This window comes from Streptomyces sp. Go-475 (assembly GCF_003330845.1).
Taxonomy (GTDB): Bacteria; Actinomycetota; Actinomycetes; order Streptomycetales; family Streptomycetaceae; genus Streptomyces.
The window spans coordinates 337,069-360,744 of sequence record NZ_CP026121.1 but is presented as its reverse complement, the minus strand read 5'-3'; the positions used below and the strand labels follow the sequence as shown (position 1 = coordinate 360,744).

At 71.4% G+C, this 23,676-nt stretch carries 19 protein-coding genes and 1 pseudogene; 10 read left to right on the top strand and 10 right to left on the bottom strand.

Annotated features, from left to right (window positions below; translation table 11 throughout):
- The first annotated feature begins 28 nt into the window (after positions 1 to 28).
- From C1703_RS01660 to C1703_RS01645, 4 genes are all read left to right on the top strand, one after another.
- Positions 29 to 856 carry a methyltransferase domain-containing protein gene (locus tag C1703_RS01660; protein ID WP_114250183.1) on the top strand — a complete coding sequence of 276 codons (828 nt, stop codon included), beginning with the start codon at positions 29 to 31 and terminating at the stop codon, positions 854 to 856.
- Complete coding sequence (locus C1703_RS01655; RefSeq protein WP_114250182.1) at positions 853 to 2,592, top strand: CoA transferase; 1,740 nt, start codon at positions 853 to 855, stop codon at positions 2,590 to 2,592. Before C1703_RS01660 ends, C1703_RS01655 begins: the two co-directional genes overlap by 4 nt.
- Positions 2,589 to 4,211, top strand: a complete 1,623-nt coding sequence (locus tag C1703_RS01650; protein WP_114250181.1) for a class I adenylate-forming enzyme family protein — start codon at positions 2,589 to 2,591, stop codon at positions 4,209 to 4,211. The genes C1703_RS01655 and C1703_RS01650 overlap by 4 nt, the downstream gene beginning before the upstream one ends.
- A gap of 71 nt (positions 4,212 to 4,282) precedes the next feature.
- Positions 4,283 to 5,539 carry a nucleotide sugar dehydrogenase gene (locus tag C1703_RS01645; RefSeq protein WP_114250180.1) on the top strand — a complete coding sequence of 419 codons (1,257 nt, stop codon included), beginning with the start codon at positions 4,283 to 4,285 and terminating at the stop codon, positions 5,537 to 5,539.
- Between the two features lie 92 nt (positions 5,540 to 5,631).
- Here C1703_RS01645 and C1703_RS01640 read toward each other — a convergent pair whose 3' ends face one another.
- From C1703_RS01640 to C1703_RS01610, 8 genes and pseudogenes are all read right to left on the bottom strand, one after another.
- A complete protein-coding gene (locus C1703_RS01640; RefSeq protein WP_232840727.1) occupies positions 5,632 to 8,331 on the bottom strand; it encodes a SpoIIE family protein phosphatase/ATP-binding protein in 2,700 nt (899 codons plus the stop codon).
- Positions 8,332 to 8,577: 246 nt separating this feature from the next.
- A complete protein-coding gene (locus tag C1703_RS01635; RefSeq protein ID WP_343236390.1) occupies positions 8,578 to 9,537 on the bottom strand; it encodes an ABC transporter substrate-binding protein in 960 nt (319 codons plus the stop codon).
- Positions 9,538 to 9,809: 272 nt separating this feature from the next.
- Complete coding sequence (locus C1703_RS39505; protein WP_232840376.1) at positions 9,810 to 10,433, bottom strand: ABC transporter permease subunit; 624 nt, start codon at positions 10,431 to 10,433, stop codon at positions 9,810 to 9,812.
- 8 nt (positions 10,434 to 10,441) lie between these two features.
- Positions 10,442 to 10,816 (bottom strand): annotated as a pseudogene (locus C1703_RS39500) (polyamine ABC transporter ATP-binding protein); the annotation flags it as partial.
- Positions 10,817 to 10,875: 59 nt separating this feature from the next.
- Positions 10,876 to 11,073 (bottom strand): hypothetical protein, encoded by a 198-nt coding sequence (locus C1703_RS39495; protein ID WP_232840375.1) that lies wholly within the window; start codon positions 11,071 to 11,073, stop codon positions 10,876 to 10,878.
- A gap of 257 nt (positions 11,074 to 11,330) precedes the next feature.
- Positions 11,331 to 11,831: a phosphotransferase gene (locus C1703_RS40100; protein WP_198678057.1), complete on the bottom strand. Its 501-nt coding sequence runs from the start codon at positions 11,829 to 11,831 to the stop codon at positions 11,331 to 11,333.
- On the bottom strand, positions 11,776 to 12,411 hold the full coding sequence (locus tag C1703_RS40095; protein ID WP_198678056.1) for a phosphotransferase: 636 nt from the start codon (positions 12,409 to 12,411) through the stop codon (positions 11,776 to 11,778). Before C1703_RS40095 ends, C1703_RS40100 begins: the two co-directional genes overlap by 56 nt.
- Before the next feature lie 23 nt (positions 12,412 to 12,434).
- Positions 12,435 to 13,784 carry an aminotransferase class III-fold pyridoxal phosphate-dependent enzyme gene (locus C1703_RS01610; protein WP_114250177.1) on the bottom strand — a complete coding sequence of 450 codons (1,350 nt, stop codon included), beginning with the start codon at positions 13,782 to 13,784 and terminating at the stop codon, positions 12,435 to 12,437.
- A 410-nt stretch (positions 13,785 to 14,194) separates the two neighbouring features.
- On the opposite strand from C1703_RS01610, the gene C1703_RS01605 reads away from it, so the two are divergent.
- The gene (locus C1703_RS01605; protein ID WP_114250176.1) at positions 14,195 to 15,394 is read left to right on the top strand and encodes an ROK family transcriptional regulator; all 1,200 of its coding nucleotides are present in this window, start codon (positions 14,195 to 14,197) and stop codon (positions 15,392 to 15,394) included.
- 41 nt (positions 15,395 to 15,435) lie between these two features.
- On the opposite strand, the gene C1703_RS01600 is transcribed toward C1703_RS01605, so the two are convergent.
- On the bottom strand, positions 15,436 to 16,800 hold the full coding sequence (locus C1703_RS01600) for an aminotransferase class V-fold PLP-dependent enzyme (protein WP_114250175.1): 1,365 nt from the start codon (positions 16,798 to 16,800) through the stop codon (positions 15,436 to 15,438).
- A 140-nt stretch (positions 16,801 to 16,940) separates the two neighbouring features.
- Between C1703_RS01600 and C1703_RS01595 the strand changes: the two genes are divergently transcribed.
- Entirely contained in the window at positions 16,941 to 17,423 is a 483-nt protein-coding gene (locus C1703_RS01595; RefSeq protein ID WP_114250174.1) for a MarR family transcriptional regulator, read from the top strand.
- Positions 17,424 to 17,571: 148 nt separating this feature from the next.
- On the opposite strand, the gene C1703_RS01585 is transcribed toward C1703_RS01595, so the two are convergent.
- Positions 17,572 to 19,194, bottom strand: coding sequence for a PucR family transcriptional regulator (locus tag C1703_RS01585; protein ID WP_269803226.1), 1,623 nt, complete (start codon positions 19,192 to 19,194; stop codon positions 17,572 to 17,574).
- 279 nt (positions 19,195 to 19,473) lie between these two features.
- Here C1703_RS01585 and solA point away from each other — a divergent pair, with 279 nt between their 5' ends.
- From solA to C1703_RS01565, 4 genes are all read left to right on the top strand, one after another.
- Positions 19,474 to 20,610, top strand: a complete 1,137-nt coding sequence (solA, locus tag C1703_RS01580) for an N-methyl-L-tryptophan oxidase (protein WP_114250173.1) — start codon at positions 19,474 to 19,476, stop codon at positions 20,608 to 20,610.
- Positions 20,611 to 20,706: 96 nt separating this feature from the next.
- On the top strand, positions 20,707 to 21,387 hold the full coding sequence (locus C1703_RS01575) for a haloacid dehalogenase type II (protein WP_114250172.1): 681 nt from the start codon (positions 20,707 to 20,709) through the stop codon (positions 21,385 to 21,387).
- Between the two features lie 116 nt (positions 21,388 to 21,503).
- Positions 21,504 to 22,550 (top strand): ABC transporter substrate-binding protein, encoded by a 1,047-nt coding sequence (locus tag C1703_RS01570; protein ID WP_114250171.1) that lies wholly within the window; start codon positions 21,504 to 21,506, stop codon positions 22,548 to 22,550.
- Entirely contained in the window at positions 22,543 to 23,676 is a 1,134-nt protein-coding gene (locus tag C1703_RS01565) for an ABC transporter ATP-binding protein (protein ID WP_198678054.1), read from the top strand. Before C1703_RS01570 ends, C1703_RS01565 begins: the two co-directional genes overlap by 8 nt.

Genomic DNA, 23,676 nt, shown 5'->3' with positions numbered 1-23,676 from the left:
TGGGACGGCACGGCACAGGGGGAGACACATGCGCGAGAGCCTGGGCCGGGCCCCGGGATACGTCTTCGACAACGACAGCGAGCACAACGACGCACTGCACCGCTGTCTCACCGACGCCTACGACACGATGACCTTCGCCCGGCTCGCCGAGACCGGCGTCACGACCGGCTGGCGGTGCCTGGACATCGGCTGCGGGAGCGGAACGGTGGCGAGATGGCTCGCCGAACGCGTCGCACCCACCGGTGAGGTCACGGCGACCGACCTCAGGCCACACCTCGTCCAGGACGGCCCGTGCCTGACCGTCGTCGCGCACGACGTGGTGACCGATCCGCTCCCCGAGGCGGAGTTCGACCTGGTCGTCGCCCGCCTCGTCCTCCAGCACCTGCCCGAACGGCTCGCCGTCCTCGACAAGCTCGTCCACGCCCTCAAACCCGGAGGACGGCTGCACATCGAGGAGTTCGACGCCTCCTACGAACCGCCCCTGCTCACCCCCGACGAGGAGTCCGCGCGGCTCTACACGGCCTTCCTCGACGCCAAGTGCGCCGTCATGCGGGCCGGCGGGGGAGACCCCCACTGGGCCCGGAAGGCGCCCGCCGCCATGCGGGCCGCGGGACTCGTCGACATCGACCCCCGGCCCCGCATCGAACTGCGCATCCCGGGGTCACCGGGCCTGCGGATGCAGCTCAACCACACCTACCACCTGCGCGACGGACTCCTCGCCGCCGGCATGACCGAGACGCAACTCGCGGACGTCCGGGCGCTGATGCGGGACCCGTCGTTCTGCGCCGCGTCCAGTGTCATCTACTCGGTCCACGGCCGGCGGCCCCGGCCCGGCGAGCGGGACGGCACCCGATGACGCTCCGCGCGCCGCACGCCGAGGCCCCGGCCACCACGCCGGTGGCCGCCCGGGTCGCCGCACACCTGCTCGACCTGGTGGACGACCCCGCCACCGCCACCGTCGGCCGGCACATCGACTGGCAGGGCCCGCTGCCCCTCCCCCTGGCCGACGAGCACGCCGTCCAGGCGGCCTGCGGCATCATGCACGTCCACGGCCGGGCGGCCGGGCACCCCACCCCGCTCGCCGTCGACTACGCCTCCACGGTCGCGGGCGTCCTCGCCGCCCAGGGAGCCTGCGCGGTCCTCCTCGCGCGGGCCGCGGGCGCCGGCCTCAGTCAGGTGCGGACCTCGGTGACCCAGGCCGCGCTGCTGGCCCTCACCCAGTACCTCGCGGCCGCGACCGCCGACGGCGACGACCCGCAGGACGGGCGTCCGGAGGAGGTCCTCCTGCCCGGGGGGTGCCCGTTCGTCTCCGCCGACGCCGTGCGCTTCGAACTCGAAGCCCTCGACGCCGAGCGGTGGCTGGGCTTCTGGCAGACGCTCGGCGCGGACCGGGGCGACACCGGCCGCGGCTGGCGGTCGTTCCAGCAGCGGTTCGCCACCGCCACCTGCCCGCTGCCCCCCGGCCTGGCCGCCACCGCGCGCCGCGCCTCCTTCGCGGCCGTCCGCGCGGCGGCGGACCGGTCGGGAGCCGCCGTCCTGCCCGTACGGGACGATCCCCTCCCGCCGACGGCGACCCCACCGTGGACGCTCACGCCGTTCCCCGCACCGGGCGCCCCCACCAGCGGCCGGACCGGCGCCGCAGACGCGCACCGCACGGCCGGGGGACCGCTCGCGGGCCTCCGGGTCGTCGAGTCGGCGCGCCGCGTCCAGGGGCCCATGGCCGGTCACGTCCTGCGACTCCTGGGCGCCGACGTCGTACGGATCGAACCGCCGGGCGGTGACCCGATGCGCGGCATCCCTCCCCTCGCGGGCACCTGCTCGGCCCGCTTCAGCGCCCTCAACGCCGGAAAGACCGTCCAAGAGGCCGACTTCACCACACCGGCGGGCAGGCGGGCGGTCCGCGCACTCGTGTCCGAGGCCGACGTCTTCCTGCACAACTGGGCCCCGGGCAAGGCGGCCCGGCTCGGGCTGGACGCCGAGGACCTGCGTGCCGCCCGCCCCGGGCTGGTGTACGCGTGGGCGTCCGGCTGGGGCGACGCCCTGGGGCCGGCACCACCGGTGGGGACCGACTACCTGGTCCAGGCGCACAGCGGCCTCGCCGCCGCCGTCCGGCCCGCTGACGAGCCACCCGCCCCCTCCTTGATGACGCTCACCGACGTCCTCGGCGGGCTGGTCTGCGCGCAGGGCGTGCTGGCGGCGCTGGTGGCCCGGCTCCGCACCGGGCGGGGCTGCCGGGTGGACTCCTCCCTCTACTCCGCCGCCGCCCTCGTTCCCCGCGGGCGGCGGCGCGGAGCGACGGCCCGCCCGCTGCCGACCAGTGACGGTTACCTCTGGCCAGGGCCGCGGGCCCACGAGCGGCCGCACCGCCTCGCCCGGGCGCTCGGCCTCGGCTCCGGGGCGGACGCGGAGGCGATCGCCTCCCGGGCCCGGACGCTGCCCACCGCGGTCTGGCTGCCCAGGCTGGCGGCAGCGGGCGTGCCCGCCACACCGGTGTGCACCAGCCTCGCCGACCTGGCCCGCGACCCGGCGTTCGCACCGGCGCTGGCCGTCGGGGAGTACGCCGCCCCCCTCGCACCCTGGGAGTTCTCATGAGGGCCCGATGGACATCGAACGCCGGCATCGAGATCCGCGACCTGGTGCCGGCCCGGCTACGGCGCGCCTGGGTCACCCAGGGCCACTGCCCCGACCGCGACCTCTACACGCTCTTCTCCGCACACGTACGGCGTCACCCCGGCCGGACGGCGGTCATCGACCCGGCGGGCGCGCTGGACTACGCCACGCTCGACACCCGGGTACGGCACATCGCCGCCCGGCTCACCGAACACGGCCTGGGCGAACGGGACATCATCGCCGTACGGATGCCGAACGGGCGCGACGCGGTGGCCGCGGAACTCGCGGTCGCCGCCGTCGGCGCGGTCGCACTGCCCTATCCACCGGGGCACGGCAGCCGGGGCCCGGTGAGCCTGCTCGGCCGCGCCCGCGCCCGCGCGCTCATCGTCGACGAGCCCTCCGACGCGGTGCCGCAAGCCCGTCTCCCGCACCTCGAAACGGTGTTCACCTTCGGGGAAGGCCGGGGAACCGCGCAGTCACTCGCGGCACCCGCCCGGCAGCCCTTCGTCCCCCGCCCCGTCGACCCCGAGGCACCCGCCCGGATCCTCGTCTCCTCCGGCTCCGAGGCCGAACCCAAGATGGCCGCCTACTCCCACAACGCCATGGCCGGCGGCCGGGCCGCCTACGTACGCGCCCTGCACGACGGGCGCGGCCCGATGCGCAACCTCGTCCTCGTCCCGCTGGCGTCCTCCTTCGGCTCCTGCGGCACCTCCGTCACGCTCGCCGCCCTCGGCGGCACACTCCTGCTGCAGGAGTCCTTCGACCCGGCCGCGGCGCTCCGCATGATCGTCGAACACCGGCCCACGCACGTCTTCGGCGTGCCCACGATGCTCCACCGCATCGCCGAGCAACCGCCCGCCCACCGGGAGGACTTCTCCGGCCTGCGGGCCGTCGTCTCCAGCGGCGCGGCCCTCCCGGACGCCACCGCCGACGCCTGCCGCCGACGGTTCGGCCGCCCCGTCATCACCGTGTACGGGTCATCCGACGGCGTCAACTGCCACACCGCCGCCACCGGGCTCCGCCCCGAGACGGGCACCGGCCTGCCCGACCCGGCCGTGGCGCGGATCCGCATCATCGACGACACCGGCGCCGCCGCTCCGGCCGGACAGCCCGGGGAGATCTGCGCCAGAGGCCCGATGACACCGCTGTGCTACGTGGCCGACCCCGGCCTCGACGCCCGGTACCGCACCTCCACCGGCTGGGTCCGCACCGGCGACCGCGGGCTCCTCGACGCACACGGCCGGCTCCACGTCCTGGGCCGCATCAAGCAGATCGTCGTACGCGGCGGCTACAACATCAGCCCGGCCGAGGTGGAACGCGAGATCGGCGCCCACACGGCCGTGGCCGAGGTGGCCTGCGTCGGCGTGCCCGACCCGGAACTGGGGGAGCGCCTGTGCGCATGCGTCCGCGAGACGCCGGGCGCCCGCCCACCGGACCTGCGGGAACTCACGCGGTTCCTGGAGTCCCAGCGCGGCCTCGAACGCCGCAAGCTCCCCGAACTCCTCCTGCACGTCAGGGAGATGCCGCTCGGCCCCAGCGGAAAGATCTGCCGCAGGACCCTGGCGCTCCTGGCCGCCCGTGAGACCTCCGGCCCGCGCTGACCGTCCACCACCCGAAGGGCCCGCCCCATGACGTGTCCCTCCGCACCGACACCCTGCCTCCAGGGAGCGACATGAACAGCGTTGCCGTCATCGGACTCGGCTACACCGGTCTCCCGCTGGCCCGGGAGGCGTGCCGCGCCGGCCTGCGGGTCACGGGGATCGACGAGAACCCGTCCGTCACCGCGGCCCTGAACGCGGGCCGCTCGCACGTCCCCGATGTCACCGACGCCGACCTGGCCGCCATGCTGGACGCCGGTTTCCGGGCCTGCGCCGACGGGAGCCCCCTCGGGGAGGCCTCGGTGGCCGTGATCTGCGTCCCGACCCCCCTGGACGCCACGGGCGGCCCCGACCTCTCCCACGTGCGACGCGCCGCCTCAGGTGTCGGGGACCGACTCAAGCCCGGCACCCTCGTGATCCTGGAGTCCACGTCCTTCCCCGGCACCACGGACGACGTCGTCCGGACGATCGTGGAGCGGGCCTCCGGGCTCAGCGCCGGCACGGACTTCGCCCTCGCCTTCTCACCGGAGCGCATCGACCCGGGCAACGGCACCTTCGGCGTGCGCAACACCCCGCGCGTCGTGGGCGGATACACCCCCCGGTGCACGACGGCCGCGGCCGACTTCTTCCGGCGGCTGTGCGACCGGGTCGTGGAGGCGGGCTCCGCACGGGAGGCCGAACTGGCGAAACTCCTCGAGAACACCTACCGGAGCGTGAACATCGCCCTGGTCAACGAACTCGCCATCGCCGCCCGGGCGTGGGGAGTCGACGTGTGGGACGCCCTCGACTGCGCCCGCACGAAACCCTTCGGCTTCCAGGAGTTCCGGCCCGGACCGGGGGTCGGCGGACACTGCATTCCGGTCGACCCCGTCTACCTCTCGCACTGGGCGCGCGCCGCCGGCACCCCGCTGCGCCTGGTCGAACTCTCGCAGGAGGTCAACGCCGGGATGCCGGCACACGTCGTGCGGCGCGCCGAGCACCTGCTGCGGCAGCACGGCAGGGCCCTGCGGGATGCCCGGGTGCTGCTGATCGGCGTGACCTACAAACGCAACTGCGCGGACCTGCGGGTCACCCCGGCCGCCGCGATCGCCCGGCTCCTGCGGCAGCACGGCGCCCGAGTCGCCTACCACGACCCGCTCGTCGACGCCTGGGCGCCGGACGGCGAACCCGTGGACCGCGCCGCCGACGCACTGGCCGCCGCCGCGGACGCGGCCCTCACGATCCTGCTGCAGGACCACGACACCGTCCCCCTGGAACGACTGCCCGACCACGCCCCCCTGCTGCTCGACACCCGGGGCCGGCTGCGGGGCACCGGCGCCCATCAGCTCTGACGTCCTGTCGCCCTGCGACGGCGGGGCCGTCCAGCGCCGGACCGTCGCTGGACGGCGCGGTCGGTCACCAGGCCGCTGGACGGCGCAGGCGGTCACCAGGCCGCGTCGTCCCACTGGTCCAGCAGGTCGTCGGCCGAGGCTCCCTCGGCGTCGGCCGCCGGGCCGCGGACGGACTGTTCGGTCCAGATGACCTTGCCGCGGGCCAGGTAGCGCGTGCCCCACCGCCGGGCGAACCGCGCGACCAGGAACAGCCCTCGCCCGCCTTCGTCGGTGGTCGCCGCCCGACGCAGGTGCGGCGAGGTGCTGCTGCCGTCGGCGACCTCGCAGATCAGGCTGTTGCGGTCGTGCAGCACCCGAAGCCGTATCGGCTCGGTGCCGTAGCGGATGGCGTTCGTGACCAACTCGCTGATCACCAGCTCGGTGGTGAAACAGAGCTCTTCCAGCCCCCAGGCCTCCAGCCGGCGGGTGACGTCCGCCCGGATCCCGGCGACGGCCGCCGGATCGCCCGGCACGTCCCATACGGCGACCTGGGAGGGGTCGAGCCTCCGCGTGCGGGCGACGAGCAGGGCCACGTCGTCGCCCTGGCGGGCCGGGAGCAGCGCGTCGATGACGTCCTGGCAGGTCTCCTCCGCCGTCCGGGCCGGTCTCGCCAGGACAGCCCGCAGCGCCTCCAGACCCGCGTCGATGCCCTGTTCCCGGTCCTCGACCAGGCCGTCGGTGTACAGGACCAGCCGAGACCCCTCGGGCAGCGTGAGCTCGGCCGTCTCGAAGGGCTCCCCGCCGCCCAGGCCCAGGGGCGGCGAGCCCGGTACGGGCAGGTACTCCACGGTGCCGTCGGGGTGCACCAGGGCCGGCTCCGGATGCCCGGACCGGGCCAGTGAGCACGCCCCGGAGGCCGGGTCGTAGACCGCGTAGAGACAGGTGGCGCCCGTGACGCCCTCGGTGTCCCCGTCCGCGCTCTCCTCGCTGTCGATCCGCGTGACCAGTTCGTCCAGGCGCCCCAGGAGCTCGTCCGGGGGCAGGTCCAGGGCGGAGAAGTTGTGCACCGCCGTCCGCAGCTGTCCCATGGTGGCCGCCGCGTGGAAACCGTGGCCGACCACGTCCCCCACCACCAGAGCGACCCGGGCCCCGGGCAGCGGGATGACGTCGAACCAGTCGCCGCCGACTCCGTCCAGAGCGGGCAGATAGCGGTGCGCGACGTCCACGGCCGACTGGTCGGGCAGGGAGCGGGGCAGCAGGCTGCGCTGGAGCGTCTCGGCCAGGGCGTGCTCGCGGGTGTAGCGGCGGGCGTTGTCGATCGCCACGGCGGCCCGCGCGGCCAGTTCCTCGGCGAAGGCCAGGTCCTCCTCCTCGAAGGGAGCGCTCTGCGAGCGCCAGAAGCCGGCCATGCCCAGCACCATGCCCCGGGCCTGGAGCGGCACGGTGATCAGGGACTGGAAGCCGTGGTCCGGCGCCCGATGCCCGGGGCCGGGTCCGGGTCCTTGAGCGGCCGGCCGGCCGTCGGAGGCGGCCGGACCGGCCTGCAGCACGGCGCGGCCCCGCTCGACGCCGGCCGGCGCGGGCGCGGCCGGAACGAAGCGGACCAGCTCTCCCACGGGCCAGGGGGACGGGGCGCTCTCGACACCATTGGCGCTTTTGAGGCCGCTACCCTTCTGGACCCCGTCGGGACTCTGCACCCCGTGAACGGCCACGCGGCGCATCTCGGGGCCGGGACCGTCAGGCTCCTCACCCCGCAGGACCGGATCCAGCAGATCGACGGTGGCGGCGTCGGCGAACCGGGGGACCGCCACCTCGGCCAGTTCCTGAGCGGTACGCGCCACATCCAGCGTGGTACCGATCCGCACCCCCGCCTCGTACAGCAGCCACAGCCGCTCCCGGGCCACCTCCGCCCGGCCCGCCAGAGCCCGCAGCTCTGTCGTGTCACGCAGCGTGACCACGCTGCCCGCGGGCCGGTCCTCGGGGTCGACCGGCCGCATGTTGACCGCCAGCAGCCGGTCGCCGGCCAGGTGCACCTCGTCGGTGGCCACCCGGTTCGAGAGCAGCAGCCGGACGGTGCCCGCGGCCAGGCCCAGATCGGTGACACGCCGCTCCTCGGCATCCGCGGGCAGCCCCAGCAACCGCCGGGCCTCGTCGTTGGCCAGCAGGAGCCGTCCGTCACCCGAGATGATCAGCACCCCTTCCCGCACCGCGTGCAGCACCGCGTCGTGATGCTCGTACATGCGGGTCATCTCGGACGGGTCGAGGCCATGGGTCTGGCGCCGCAACCGCCGGGAGACCAGCGCCGTCCCACCCGCCGAGACCGCCAGCGCGCCGCCGGCGAAGCCGAGCAGATGCGGCAGCCGGCCCCACACCACGTCGTTCACGCTGTCGACGGTGATGCCGACCGACACGAAGCCCACCAGGGTTGTCCCGTCGGTGTCGTGGACGGGGACCGTGGAGTCCACGGAGAGGCCCAGGCTGCCCTCGAAGGTCTGGGTGAAAGGACGGTCCGCCGCCGCGCCCTCGCGCAGGGCGAAGACGTGCTTGCCGATCAGCCCGGGGTCGGGGTGGGTCCAGCGGAAGCCGTTCGGATCGAACGCGACGACGTAGTCGACCCCCGACTCCTTGCGGGCCTCCTCCGCACGGGGCTGCATCACCGCACTCGGGTCGTCGCCCTTCATGGCCTCCAGCGTCCCCGGGGCGTGCGCGAAGGTCTGGGCGACCCCGAACGTCAGCTGCCGGGCCTCCTGCGTGCTCGCGCTGCGCGCCTGCAGCACCAGGGCCACGCCCGCGGCCGCGGCGAACAGCACCATGATCCCCAACTGCAGCAGGAACACCTGGCCCGCGACGCTGCGCACCCTCGGCAGGGAGGCCGGGCGCGGCCCCGGCGAACGGCCACCGGACTCCCGCCGCGCCTCGTGCCCACCGGCCGGTCGCGCGGCACGCGCGGAACGCGCGTCCCGACCGTCGAACCGATCGGATCGAGAGACCGAGAATCGGCCGAACGTCCTGGCCATAGCCCTCTCCCTGTCATCCAGCGCCGTGCCGCCCCATGGAACTCAGGCCCGCGCCCACGCCCGCCAGCGCTTGGTCACGGAGTGCTGGTTCTCGAGCCACCACTCCACGTCCAGGTCGAAGCCGGACCGCAGGTGCCCGGGGGTGCTCGGCAGGTTCGCGGCGGTGGACTCGGACAGATGGGCGTACGCCGCGGGTACGACGGGGCCGTTCGGATAGCTGCGGGCGAAGTGGGCCTGCACCTCGGGCCGCAGGGCGAAGTCGATGAAGCGGTAGGCGGCGCCGGGGTTCGCGGCCCCCTTCAGGATTCCGTAACCGTTGCTCTGCCTGCGGGCGCCGTTCCACTCGTACGCGAGCCGGGAGCCGCGGCCGGCCGGGGCCTGGAGGCGGCCGAGCCAGGCGCTGGAGGCTGCGACCTCCCCACGGTTCAGCAGCTCGGCAGGCTCGGCGCCGTTGTCCCAGAGCGCGTGCACCGAGCCCTTGATCTCGTCGAGGACCCTGAAGGCACGGCCCACGTCGAGGGGGTACAGCTCGTCGATCGGCACACCGTCGGCCAGCAGCGCGAACTCCAGCTCCGGCCAGTCCAGCTCGCTCTGCAGCGCCCGCCGGCCGGGGAACGCCCCGACGTCCCAGAAGTGCGCCCACGACTCGGGCTTCCGCCCACCGAAGGCATCGGTGCGGTAGGCCAGAACACTGGCCCAGTAGGCCTTGCCCACCCCGTGGGAGAGGAGCAGCGACTTGGCGATGCCGGCCTTCCGGGCGTTCCCCAGCCGGTCGTAGTCGAGCTCCTCGGTGACGCCCTTCCGCTGGAAGAGCGCCAGGAGGGACATGTTGGTGTCCGCGACATCGCACGGCGTACGGCCCGCCTCGATCTCGGCGAGCAGCTGCTCGTGCAGGAGGTTCACCACTCTGACCGGGATGCCGGTCTCCTGGGTGAACGGATCGTAGAGGGCCTTTCGGTTCGCCTCGCCGTAGGAGCCGCCGATGTCACGGACGACGAGCACGTCGGCGCTCCGGCTCCCCGCGACGCTCCGGCCGGCACGCGACCCGCAGGCGGTGAGCGGGGGAGCTGCGGCGAGGCCTGCCGCGGCGCCGCCGACCCCGCTCAGAAACGCCCTGCGGCTGATCCCCCCGCCCGTCACCGTCTGCCTCCGTCGCGTCCGGGGGCAGCGGCGGTCGACACCTTGATATACCGGGGGAGAGTAACGGTGGCAACCATTCGAGGGATCTTTCTTCGTGGAACCTTCGTATGTGTGTAGCAGGAAAAGTGGATTTTTCACAGACGTGGCGTCGAAGAAGATTTCCGCGCGATGCGATGTACGGGATTCCGGTATCCGCGTCGTTTGTCGACGATCTTGCGTAGTCGAGGTCGTCCGCTGGCCCGCTTGTATTCGAGGAATTCGTCGATGCCGACGGTGGCGCCTTCGCGGCGGAGGCCGGATTGACGGTGGTGGAAAGACGGGCCGGGCACTGGGGGAGGGGGCGCCCGGCCCGTCAGCTCAGCAGCCCGTCGGCCGGTGACGGTGGGGTCGACGTCGAACTGGAGGGCGTTGAAGACGAGGACCGGCAGGGTGCGGGTGTCGGGGGTGGACAGGAACTGGGCGATGAAGAACTCGTCGAAGCTGGTGATGAAGGAGAACACCGCGGCGGCGATCAGGCCGGGGGTGGCCAGGGGGAAGGTGATGCGCCGGGCGATGGTCATGCGGCTGGCGCCCATGCTGGCGGCGGCGTCCTCCAGCCGCTCGTCGATGCCGCGCAGGGTGGAGATCATGATGAGGACGGCGATGGGCGCTGCCAGGACGGTGTGGCCGAGGGCGATGGCCAGGGGGCTGCCGAGCATCCCGGCGGGTTCGAAGAACAGGAACAGCCCGAGCGCGATGACGACTTGGGGGATGAGCATGGCCCGGTGTCGAGGCGGACCGGGGTGCACCCGTCCTCGGTCGATTCCTCGACCTTGCCGGTGAGGAAGTCGGCGGCGCCCAGGAAGTCGGCCACGAAGGGAGAGGAGGGTCGTTCGAAGAGGCCGCGAGGGGTGTCGAACTGCTCGATGCGGCCGTCCTTCATGATGGCGATCCGGTCCGACATGACCAGGGCTTCCTCCTGGTCATGTGTCACATACACGACGGTCAGGCCGAGTTCGCGCTGGATGGGGCGGTAGACCAGGACCCGGCACAGCGCGACAGGCTGCTGGGGGGGCTTGCGGCCGGCGAACTTCGACGGCCCGGCCGCCTCCAGCGTCTCCCCGACCCGCCGGCGGATCTCCGTCTTCGACAGCCCGCGCAGTTGACGAACTCACCCGCCGCGATCTCCATGTCCACCCCGTCGGCCACCGTCGCTGGAGGTCAGATGCCGAGCATGGTGTTGAGGTCGTCCAGGGACTTCACCGTGACGTAGTCGTAGCCGTGGGTGACCGGGTCGTAGCCGCGGTCCAGCAGGACCAGGTTGCGGAAGCCCATGTCGTGCATCGACATGTGGTCGTAGCGGGTGTGCGAGGCGACATGCACGAAGTCCTCGGGGGACGCGTCGAGCTGGTCGAGCATGTACTCGAACGCGGCGTAGCGGGCACGTCGGCGTGCGGGCCCCAGCTGCGCACGCCGTCGGCGAGCCGCTTGCCCGCGTCGGGGGCGGCCTTGATGTCTGGTCACCGACGAGTTCCCGCGTGATGGGGGTCATCGGCCACTCGATCAACGTGCCGTAGGTCGAACGAGACGTACTTCGGACGGAACCGCAACGAGGAAATAGCCATGGAGCTGCTCCAGTTTTTGAGGGGAAACTGCACGTGTTCGGACCTGGCTTCTCAGAAATGCCCGTGGCCGGCTTCCCGGAGGTGCGCGACGACGTCGTCCAGGCTCACGGCCAGGGAATGCTCGACGTTGATCCAGTCGTCCTTGGCGTGGTCGAGGAGGTATTCACGCCGTTCCGGCGTGCGCTCCGCTCGCCAGTTCGTGATCAGTGCACGGAGTGTGAGCCGGGCCAGTGCGGCGACCGGGAGCAGCGGAATTTCCAAGGCCCTGATCGGCCGCTTCCGCTGGTAGCCGGAGACGAAGGCACAGGCGTCCCGCCAGGGCTGTTCCGGCGTCCGGCCGAGCAGGTTCGCCATGGGCACGGCGGGGTCGAAGATCACCGGGCTGCGCACGGTGTCGCCGAAGTCGATGACACCGGTGACGAAGTGTTCCTCGCTGCCGGGGTCCACCACGACGTTGTAGGGGCTGAAGTCACCGTGGATCACCTGTGTCTCGAGATCACTCAGCCTCGGGACGACGGTCTCGCCGAAGAGCCGGAAGACCTCTCGGGCCACCTGGCGATGTTCCGGAACCGGCGTGTGTTCGACCAGTTCGGCCATCCGGTGGAAGTGCCGAGTCCCATGCCAGCTCGCGTCGGTCGGCCGGGTGCGTGAACGTCCTGAGGGCCACGTCGATCCGTCCCAGCATCTCGCCTGCCTTGGCGAGTTGCTCCGCGTCCGGGTTCGTCTGGGCCAGGACGGGACCCGCGACGAAGTCGAACACCCGCAGGATCCGTCGTCTGCCGTCGTTCAGCAGGATGGCCACGCTGTCGTCCCCGCCGGCGGTCAGCCTCACCCGCTGGACGGGCAACTGCGGGGCGGCGTGTTCGAGGTAGCGCATCGCGGCGGTCTGGAGGTCGACGACCTCCTCCGCCTCGTCGGGCGGTGAGACCTTCACGAGGTGGTCGCCCGCGTCGGTCCGGAGCCTGAACGTGTCGTCCTTCTCGGTCGCCAGCCGCTCCAGCCGCCCGCCCAGGCGGTAGTGCTCCTCGAGGAAGATGCTCACCAGCACCGCGTCGATGGGCTCGTGGGACGCGGCCAGGCCGCTTACCTCCAGGAGCCGTTGTGCATGGTGCGAAGCTGGTGAGGTGTTCACGGTCGTTCCCTTCGGCCGGCCTGCTACAGACGGTTCTTCGCGACTTCGGCGAAGGTCTCCAGGAAGCGGGTGACGTCGGCGGAGTCGAAGGCCAGCGGGGGGCGGATCTTGAGGGTGTTCGCCGACCGGCCCGTGCCGTTGATCAGGATCCGTCGGTCCCGCATGTCGTTGATGACGTCCTCGGCAAGCGCACGGTCGGGTTCGAGGGTGTCCCGGTCCTTGACGAGTTCGACGCCGACGTACAGGCCGGCACCGCGCACTTCGGCGACGAAGGGGGAGTCCTTGGTGATCTCCCGCAGCCCGGCGCGCAGAGCGTTGCCGCACTCCAGGACGCGCTGCTGCACGTTCTCCTTCTCCAGGACGTCCAGCACGGCGGCGCCGGCGGCCACGGGGATCGAGCTGCCGCCGAAGGTGTTGAAGTAGCGGACGTTGCGTCCGAACTCCTCACAGACCTCGGGACGGAAGACCACTCCCGAGATCGGCAGGCCGTTGCCCATCGGCTTGCCCATCGTGACGATGTCGGGCAGCACGCCGTGGCGGGTGAACCCCCACATCGAGTCTCCGAGCCGGGCGAAACCGGACTGGACCTCGTCCGCGATGTAGACACCGCCGGCCGCGTGCACCTCCTCCACCACACCCGGCATGTAGCCGGGCGGGTCCGTGAAGATGCCGTCGCTGCTGTGGGCGCAGTCGGTGATCAATGCCGCCAGGCGGTAGCCGTGGCGCTCCAGGTCTTCGATCGCGCCGCGCACCTGCTGCCGCATGTGCTCGGCGAGCGTGGAGCCGGGTGCCACGAGGCGCGGGTCAGGAGCGTCGATGAGCCGGACGTTCGGTCCCAGCGGCGAGCCCGTGCCCAGGGTCGGCGAGAAGCTCGCCACCTCGCGGGTGATGCCGTGGTAGGCCCAGCGGGTGACGATGATGCCCTCGCCGCCCGTGTGGAACCGAGCCACCCGCACCGCCAGGTCGTTCGCCTCCGAGCCGCTGCACGCGATGCTCAGCTTCGACAGTTCCTCGGGGAAGGTCGCGAGCAGCCGCTCCGCGTAGTCGACCAGGGCTTCCTGGACGTAGCGCGTGTTGGTGTTGACCGCCTTCATCTGGCGGGCGACGGCCTCGGCCACGTGCGGGTGGGCGTGCCCGACGCACGGGACGTTGTTGTAGGCGTCCAGGTAGTCGTTGCCGTCGCGGTCGATCAGGTGGGCCCCGTGACCGGAGACGAACTCGACCGGCTCCTTGTAGAGGAGCGTGTAGCCGGGGCCCAGCACTTTGTCCCGGCGCCGAATCGTCTTCTGGAGGTGTTCGGGGAGCTCGCTCGTTGCCCCGGGGTCGAACCGGTTGGGGTAGTGGGCGATCGCTCGACTCAGCGTCGAAGTCATCTGCAGGCACCTTCAGTCAGTTCTGTAAGGGTTTCCCGCTTGCGGTGGCTGAGACCATACCATTGATTGTTCCAGTTCCAGCCTGAAACTAGAAATATTTTTGAGGAGGCGTGTGGCGCCCGGCAGCTCAGGTGGCGGACTGGTGGGAGGGCGTGTCGGGGCTGGTGCGACGCGCCTTCCTGTCGAGCCGTGCAGCCCCTGTCTCATAGGTTCCAGTTCCAATCTGAAACAATAAGGTTCTGCCTGGGGCGTCAGTCGACTGGCGACCCCCTGTCTTTTGGTACGTGCGGAGGCATGACATGAGTCGCGAAGCGTCCGGCGAGGCGAGCGAACCCGGCGAGAAGCCGCCGGTCATCACGCCGCAGCCGGGGCCGACACGGTCGATGTACCGGCCTCGTTATGGTCATCAGGTGACCAGTAACCCGACATCACGCGACTACAACAAGGCGTCAGTCCTCGAAGTGGTCCTCACCAGGGCGCCGTTGACGCGGAACGAACTCATGGAGCTGACAGGCCTCAGCAAGGCCACGGTGTCCAGAGCGGTGGAGGAGTTGCGGGCGGACGGCTTCGTCGTCGACGGCGGAGTCGACGAGGTCACCGGCCGCGGTCGCCGGTCCACCTATCTGGACGTGCCCGGCACGACCGGACACGTCGTCGGTATCAGCTTCGGTGTGCAGACCACCGGTGTCATGGTCACCGACCTGAGGGGCCGTGAGATCGCGCAACTGACGGTTCCCACCGTCGAACACCTGGAGGTCGGGGACGCCGCGCGCTGGCTGGTCGACCTGGTCGGGCAGGCCGCCGAGTCGGCGCGGGGGCCCCTGCGCCAGATCGTCGTCGCGGTGCCCGGCCGGGTCCGGGGCGGCACGGAGATCTTCGGCCCCGCGGAGTCGATGAAGATCCTCGTCGGCTCCGGCCTCCAGCGAGCGATCGAAGAGCTGGCCGACGCTCCCGTGCTGCTCGACAGCGACGCCAACGCCTCGCTGCTCGGGGTCCTCACCGACGACGCGACCATCAGGAACGCCGCCCTCTTCAGCGTCAGCACCATACTGAACTTCGGCAGTTGCACGGATCACGAGCTCGTCCGGGGGAGGACACCCGCCTTCGGCGACATCGGTGTGCTCTCCTCCGGATTCGGCGACGAGATCCTCGACGAGCTGCTGAGCACGTGGGGCCTCCTTCGGTTCGCCCGTAAGCGGGGGCTCGACCTGGAGCGCATCGAGGACCTCTGGCTGGAAGCCCGCACCGAGGCTCCACACGCCGAGGCTCCGCGCGATGAGGCTCTGCGCGCCGAGGTGCTGGAGGCGTTCACCAGGGCGATCGTGACCGCGGTCAGCGTCGTCGCGGTGACGCTGGACCCCGAGTCGGTCTATTTCGTGGGCCGGTTGCGCCCGCTCGTCGACGTCGTCCTTCCCGAGGTGCGCGAGCGGCTCGGCCGGAACCTCCCGGTGGTGCCGGAGATCAGGACGGGTTCGCATCTGATCGGTCTGTCGACGGCGCAAGGGGCCGTGTACGCGGGTCTGACCATCGCTCATGAGAGGCTGCGCGATGCCGTGTTGGGGGCACGTGGTCAGGGCCGGGTCACCGAGCAGTCCGTACCGGCCTTCTGACGGCATGGCTCCCTCCGATCGCGCGGTGGGCCCCGCGGTGGTCAGTGTGACCGCGTGAGGCGTTCCACCCGGTCGTGGAGGTGCTCCACATGGCGCTCGGACTCCGGCTTCATCAGGACGCTGCGCAGGATACGCGCGCCGTCGGCGTCCGCGTCGACCTTCGGATGGCGTGCGGTGAAGGTATCGCGGTCGGCCCTGAGGGTGCTGAGGAACACCGGATCCGGGTCGGCCATGCCGTCCGCCAGGACCCGTGCCGACGCCGCGTCGACGGCGCTGAGGGTGGCGGGCTCCACCACCGGGAAGTAGCTGACGATGTCCAACTCGGGGGGCTGGTACAGCTCGAGTGCGTCCGACGCGCTGATCAGCTCGGACCACCGCAGGGCGGCCCGGCGGCCGGCCCCGAGGGCGCGGCCGAGGCCGTCGGGCGTGGGCGGGAGGAGCTGGAAGGTGAGCCACAGGGCGGCGGCCGCGGCCCCGGCGCGTGAGCACTCCAGGCTGATCTCACCGAGGTGGAGCTCGCTGGAGGTGAAGTAGGTGTACGGCGAGTCGTGCAGGTAGAAGCGGCCCACCTCGGGGTCGCGGAAGAGGACGGCGCCGCAGCCGTAGGGCTGGAGCCCGTGCTTGTGCGGGTCGACGACGATCGAGTCGCAGCGGGCGATCGCCCGCCAGGGCTCCGGGGGGAGACCTTCGGGCCCGTCGGCGCCCGCCAGCAGCGTGAAGAAACCGCCGTAGGCGGCGTCGACGTGGAGCCGGACGCCGTAGCGGTCCCTGAGGGCCAGGGCGCTGTGGATCGGGTCGATGGCCCCGAGGCCGGTGGTGCCTGCGGTGAGGACGACCGTGCCCACCTCGCCCGTCCGCAGGACGTCCTCCAGCGCGTCGAGGCTCATGCGGCCGCGGTCGTCGGTGGGGATCGGCCGGCCCTTCATGCCCAGGACGTGGCACATGCGGCCGTGCGTGTAGTGCGCGTCGGCGCTGTAGGCGACGCCCCGGCCGGGGTGGAGTTCCCGGGCGACGAAGAGGGCTTCGAGGTTGGCGATCGTGCCGCTGGTGGTGAGGTGGCCGAGGTGGGTGTCGTAGCCGAACATCGCGGCCAGCTGTGCGACGGCCTCGCGTTCCATGCGGGCGGTGGCCGGTCCGCCGTCCAGGGCGTGGTTGTTGGGGTTGATCAGCATCGTGGTGAGGTAGCCGACCACGGCCGCCGGGTGCGGGGGCTTGAGCATCTGGCCCGCGTAGTGCGGGTGGAAGAACGGGTAGTTGTCCTTCAGTCGCCCGGTGAACTCCTCGAAGGCGGCGGCGAAGCGGTCGTCCGTCACGAGGAGGGACGGGTGCCGCTCGTAGGGACCGAAGGTGTCGGACCACTCCTGTATCGCGTCGTTGGCCCGGCCGAGCCAGTGCTGGAGGTCCACTGATCTCCCTTTCTGCCGCGTGCTGAGGTGGTGGGTGCTCACCATAGAGCTTTCGTTGACTGCTCAGCAATTGATTGCTCAGTATTTGAGAGAGCAGTAGGTGAAGGAGCAGTAGGTGAAGGAGCAGTAAAGTCGGCGGGGTGAAGACGACGAACCGAGACGACGACGAAGCCGCCCGCGCCGCCGGCAGCCCGCTCGTGCACGACTTCGGGCTGCTGATCAAGGCCGCCACCCGCCTGGAACAGCGCATCGACACGGCCCTGCGGCGCGAGTGCGAGATCAGCCACACGATGTTCGAGGTCCTCATCAGGCTCTGCCGGGACCCGGGCGAAGAGGTCTCGCAGCGCCGGCTCGCCGACGACCTCACCCTCACCAGCAGCGGCATCACCCGCCTGATCGACCGCATGGAGGGGGTCGGGCTGGTGCGCCGCGTGCCCGCGCCCGAGGACCGCAGAAGCGTCCTGGTGGAGGCGTCCGACCGGGGCCGCACGGTGTTCCTGCGGGCTGCCGCCGTCCACGCGGAGGTCATCGAGAAGTACTTCGTCGCGCCGGTGGCCCCCGGCGACTACCGGCGGATGACCGGCGCGCTGGGCGAGATCCACAAGGCGCTGAGCGACACCTGACCGGCATGCCCGCACCGGGATCGGCAGCGGCACCGGGACGGGGGTCGGGTCCGGCAGCGGGACGGGGATCGGGTCCGGCAGCGGGGCCGGATACGGCGCCAGCACCGGGACCGGGTCCGGCACGGGCACCGGCACCGGCGCCCGGCGGTCACGTACCCGGAACCTTCGCCCCGCCCGCGTCCAGGACCAGCACCGCCACGTGCAGGGACGTGCGCTGCAGACCCGATTCCAGGTCGCAGCCCAGGAGCCGTTCGATGGTGTGCAGGCGCTGGTAGAACGCCTGCCGGGACATGCCGGCCCGTTTCGCCGCGACCGACTTGTTCCCGGCCGCCGTCAGATAGGCCCGCAGCGCGGGGAGCAGGTCGCCGCCGTTGCGGTCGTCGTGGTCGACGAGCCGCGTCAGTTGCCGCTCCGCGAACCGCTGGAGACGGGTGTCCTGCCGCAGCACGCCCAGGAGTTCCGGCAGTTCGACGTCGGCGGGGACGTAGAACCACCGCTCCGGCGAGGCCGGCGTGATGGTGTCGGCCGTCTGCTCGGCCTCCTGCCAGGACCGGGCGATCCCGGAGAGGTCGGTCACGCCGGGCCCGACGGCGACGACGGCGTCCGGGCCGAGCTCCTCGCGGGAGAGGCGGCCGATGCGCTCGGCGACCGGCTGCCACGCGCTCGCCTGCGCCAGCGCCAGGAGCACGCCGATCCGGCCCGGCGCCGTCTCCCCGACCAGCGCGCGTACACCGGTCTGCGTCAGCGCCTTCGCGATCCGCTCGTCGAGGTGCTCGCCCTCGGTACCGGTCTCCGTGTGGCGGATCACCACGGCGAAGAGGCGGTGCCCGAAGGCCGGCAACCCCAGCGCCTCGGCGCGGGCGCGGGCGTCCGCGGGGGAGCGGAAACGCTGCTCGCACAGATCCCGCAGCACCGAGCGGTGGGCCCGGCGCTCCCACCAGGCCGGCCCCGCCAGGCGCGCCATGGTCAACGCGACCGCCGCGCGCTCCAGCACCAGGACGTTCTCCGGGTCAGGCTCCGCGTTCAGCCTGCTGTCCAGCAGGACCAGCCGGCCCCACGGCCCGTGATGGTCCTGCACCGTCGCGATCAGCCACCCCTCCGGACCGCTCGGCGCGACCTTCTCCAGGGTCGGCGCCGCCCGGGACCGCCGGGACCAGGCCGACACCACCGGCTCGTACGGCCGGCCGAGCAGTTCGCACATCAGGACACGATGGTTGAGGTCCTCCAGCACCACGGGAGCCCCGGTGAGCTCCGCGGTGGTGTGCACCAGTTCCTCGGGAGTCGCGCCCCGCAGCGTGAGGGCGGTGAAGATGTCCTGGATGTCCCTGCCGCGGCGCAGCAGCGCGCCCTGCGCGTCGAGGATGAGGGCGTGCACCGTCTGGGTGACGTCGATGAACCGGACGCCACGGGCCAGCTCGATCAGTGGCACCTCGCGCGCGCGGCAGGCCGCGACCAGTTCGTCGGGCACCTTCCGGTACCGGTGCCCCAGCTCCACGATCAGCCCGGCCGCGCCGACGTCGGCGAGCTGGTCGACGTAGCCGCGCAGCCTGGAGGCGTCCTCGGGATACGGCATGCCGGTCGTCAGCACCAGCTCGCCGCCCTCGAGGAAGTCGGCGGGATTGAGCAGCTCGGTGACATGTACCCAGCGCACCGCGCGGTCCAGCCGCGACTCCCCGGCCAGGACGCGCGGCAGCCCTTCGACGAGCACAGGGAGGCGAAGAACCTCCGCAATCGTAAGGAAGTGCCCGGTTGAAGGACGTTTCGGCGGCATAGAAGGTGCTTTCATCCGAGGGATTGAGGGCCACCTTCGCACCGGGACCTCACCGTGACAAGAGGGGTGCTGTTAATTCCACGAGCGGGCCGGCTCGCTGCGACAGACCGTCTCGAGAAGCTCCCCACGCGGAACAGAGTGTGCGTTGACCTGCGGGATCGGCCGGGACGAGAGTGAACGCCATCCCCAGCGGGACCCGAACCGGACGAGTCCGCACGGTGTCCGCACGGTGCTGGGGACGACTTCCACCCAGGCCACACTCGGCGAAAGGAGCGACGCATGCGGACCCCTAAGCGCGTCGCCGTGATCGGTGCCGGCAGCATGGGCAGCCAGGCCATGTGGCGACTGGCCGCCCGGGGAGCCGAGGTCATCGGCTACGACCGCTACGCGCCGGGCCACGACCGCGGCGCCGCCGGGGGCGAGACCCGCATCTTCCGCGCCGTGCACCTCGGCGACCCCGGGTACATTCCGCTGCTGCGGCTCGCGGACCGGATGTGGGACCGGCTCCAGCGCGAAACGGGCCTCCCGCTCCGGCGCCGCAGCGGCTGCCTGGTGATGGGGGAGTCCGCTGCGCCGTCCATGCGCCTCCTCGTGGCCTCCAGCACCACCCACCGGCTGGACCACGAGGTACTGGACCGGGAGGAACTCGCCCGCCGCTACCCGCAGCACCGCCTCCCGGACGGGCACATCGCCGTCCTCGACCGGTTGGGCGCCGTCATCAGGCCGGAGGCGTCGATCCAGGCCGCGGCCGCACGCGCCGAGCAGCTGGGTGCCCGGCTGCACCGCTACACCCCGGTGCGGGAGATCGCGCCCGCGCCGGGCGGCGGGGTGCGCGTCGTCACGGACCAGGGCACCGACCACGTCGACGCGGCCGTGGTGACCGCGGGCCCGTGGATCAACACGCTGCTCCCGGACCTCCCGCGGACCGTCGACATCCGCCGGCTGATCAGCTCCTGGCACATCCCCACCCGCCACGACTGGTTCGCGGGCGGCGCCCCCGCCTTCGTCCGCAGCACACCCCATGACTGCTACGGGCTCCCGTCGCCCGACGGCATCTCCGTCAAGCTGGGCCTGTCCCTCGCCCGCTATCTACCGGTCCCCGACCCCGAACGGCTCGACCGCACCGTCCGCCCGGAGGAACTCGCCACCTTCCGCGAGCTCATCGGCGAGCTGATGCCCGACCTGAACCCCGACCCCATCAGGCTGTCGGTCTACATGGAGGGCTACACCGACTCCGGAAACCCGCTCGTCGGTCACCTCCCCGGCGAGGACGACATCGTCGTCCTGGCCGGATTCTCCGGCAGCGGCTTCAAGCTCTCGCCCGCGATGGGTGAGATCGCCGCCGACCTGGCGCTCGACGGCACCACGGACCACCCCATCGGCTTCCTCTCCCCGGCCGGCACCAGCGCCGTCTGATCCCCGTTTCGTTTCCCCCCCGTTCCGTCCCCACCCCGGTTCCGCCCCCCGTTCCGTCCCCCTGTTTCGTCCCCAAGCACAGAGTGGAGCACTGCCATGGCTATTTCCTCGTTGCGGTTCCGTCCGAAGTACGTCTCGTTCGACTGCTACGGCACGCTGATCGAGTGGCCGATGACCCCCATCACGCGTGAGCTGGTCGGCGACCAGATCCCGGCCGAGCAGTGGGACCAGTTCGTCAAGGAGTTCCGCGGCTACCGCTACGACCAGGTCTGCGGCGACTACTACCCCTACGAGCAGGTGCTGCAGGACTCCTTCGAGCGGGTCTGCCGCAAGTGGGGTATCAAGGCCGCTCCCGACGCCGGCAAGCGGCTCGCCGACGGCGTGCGCAGCTGGGGCCCGCACGCCGACGTGCCCGAGCCGCTGAAGAAGATGGGCGAGAACTACAAGCTGGTCATCCTCTCCAACGCCGACGACTCCTTCCTCGCCGAGAGCGTGCCCCGGCTCGGGGCGGACTTCCACGCGGTCTTCACCGCGGAGCAGGCCGGCTACTACAAGCCCCGCTACGCCGCGTTCGAGTACATGCTCGACCAGCTCGACGCGTCCCCCGAGGACTTCGTGCACGTCGCCTCGCACACCCGCTACGACCACATGCCGATGCACGACATGGGCTTCCGCAACCTGGTCCTGCTGGACCGCGGCTACGACCCGGTCACCCACGGCTACGACTACGTCACGGTGAAGTCCCTGGACGACCTCAACACCATGCTCGGCATCTGACCCGCGGCGTCTGCCCCGAGCCACCCCTCCCCCCTTCTCCCCAGCGAACTCCAGGAGGCTCTGCCATGGAAGGCAACCGGATAGGACGCAGAACCGTACTCCGCACCGCAGGCGCTGTGGCCGCTGCCTCGGCACTGACCGGCTGCGGCACTCTCATGGGCAACGGCGAGAGCCGTACCTCGTCGGGCGGTGGCGGCAAGAAGCGGCTCGTCGTCAGCAACAGCGGCGGCGCCTACAACGACGCGCTGACGAAGGCGATCTACGAGCCGTTCGCCAAGGAGACCGGCATCACGGTCACCACGGTCAACTACCAGTCGGCGCAGGTCATCGCCCAGGTCAAGCAGGGCCGCCCGCAGGTCGACCTGATGGACAACTCCCTGCTGATCTTCCAGAAGATGGCGCGCCTGGAATGTCTGGAGCCCATCGATCACGACCGGCTGAAGAACGTCAAGGGCGCCGGGATCGCGGAACACAACCTGCCCGAGCACGCGGTCGGCAAGAACGTGTGGGCCAGCCTCATGGCCTACCGCACGGACAGCCTCAAGCGGACGCCCAAGAACTGGGCCGACTTCTGGAACACGCATTCCTTCGCCGGTCCGCGCTCACTGCAGAGTGCCGAAGCGGACTACCCGGAGCTGGAGTTCGCACTCCTCGCTGACGGTGTACCGCTGGACAAGCTCTACCCCCTGGACGTCGACCGGGCGTTCGCGTCCATGTCCCGGATCCGCGGCGACGTGAAGAAGTTCTGGAACACCGGCGCCCTGCCGGCGGTCCTGCTCGGCCGCAAGGAGGTCGTCATGACCAGCCTCTGGAGCGGCCGGGCCGACCAACTCATCAAACAGGGGCAGCCCGTCGCCTACCAGTGGAACGGGGCGCGACGGCTCACCAACGGCTGGGGCATTCCGAAGGGCGCGGACAACACGGACGCGGCCTACAAGCTGATCGACTTCTCCCTGCGCCCCGAGGTCCAGGCGGCATTCGCCAAGCTCTACCCCCAGGGGCCGGTCGTCCCCGCGGCCACCAAGCTGCTCTCCGACGACGTCCTGGCCACGCTCCCCACCTCCCCCGAGAACCTCAAGACCGGGTTCGACACCGATGTCGCCTGGTGGGACAAGAACCTCGAGGCGGTTACCAAGCGCTGGCAGGAGTGGGCCGATGCCTGAGCAGACCGCACTTCTCGCCTCTGCGCTGGCCCCGGGCTCTTCGCTGACCGGTAAGTCGCTGTCGGTGAAGGGGCTGCGCAAGTCCTACAGCGGGACGACGGTGGTCGACGGTGTGGACATGGAGATCGCGGCGGGTGAGTTCGTCACCTTCCTCGGCTCCTCCGGCTCGGGCAAGACCACGACGTTGATGATGCTGGCCGGGTTCACCGAGCCCGACTCCGGCACCATCGCCGTCGACGGCCGGGACATCACCCGCCTCAACCCCGGCAAGCGCGACTTCGGCTTCGTCTTCCAGCAGTACCTGCTCTTCCCCCACATGACCGTCAGCGAGAACGTCGCCTTCCCCCTGCAACTGCGCGGCGTGTCGAAGACGGAGATCCGCCGGCGGGTCGGGGAGACACTGGAGGCGGCCGGGCTGTCGAAGTTCGCCGGCCGCAAGCCCCGCGAACTCTCCGGCGGCCAGCAGCAGCGCGTCGCGCTGTGCCGGGTCCTGGTCTACCGCCCGCCGATCGTGCTGATGGACGAACCGCTGGGCGCGCTGGACAAGAAGCTGCGCGACCAGATGCAGACCGAGATCAAGTCCATCCAGCGCGAACTCGGCCTGACCGTCGTGTACGTGACACATGACCAGGAGGAAGCCCTGGTCATGTCGGACCGGATCGCCATCATGAAGGACGGCCGCATCGAGCAGTTCGACACCCCTCGCGGCCTCTTCGAACGACCCTCCTCTCCCTTCGTCGCCGACTTCCTGGGCGCCGCCAACTTCCTCACCGGCAAGGTCGAGGAATCGACCGAGGACGGGTGCACCCCGGTGCGTCTGGACACCGGCGGTGTCCTCAAGGCCCGCGCGCACCGGTACGCGCCGGGGCAGCGGGTGCGGGCCGCGGTCCGCCCGGGCAAGCTGCGGCTCACCAGTGCCGAGGGAAGCTGTTGTACCGGCACGGTCGAAACGGCCGTCTATGTGGGTTCGCTGACCCGGATCACCGTGCGCCTGGACGGGGCCGCCCCCGGCACACCCCCACTGCGCATCGAAACCGCCGCCACCCCGCCGCGCCCGGGCGAGCGGGTGTGTGTCACCGCCGACCGTGAGGACGTCAGTGTCTTCGACGAGACGGACGGGGGGTGA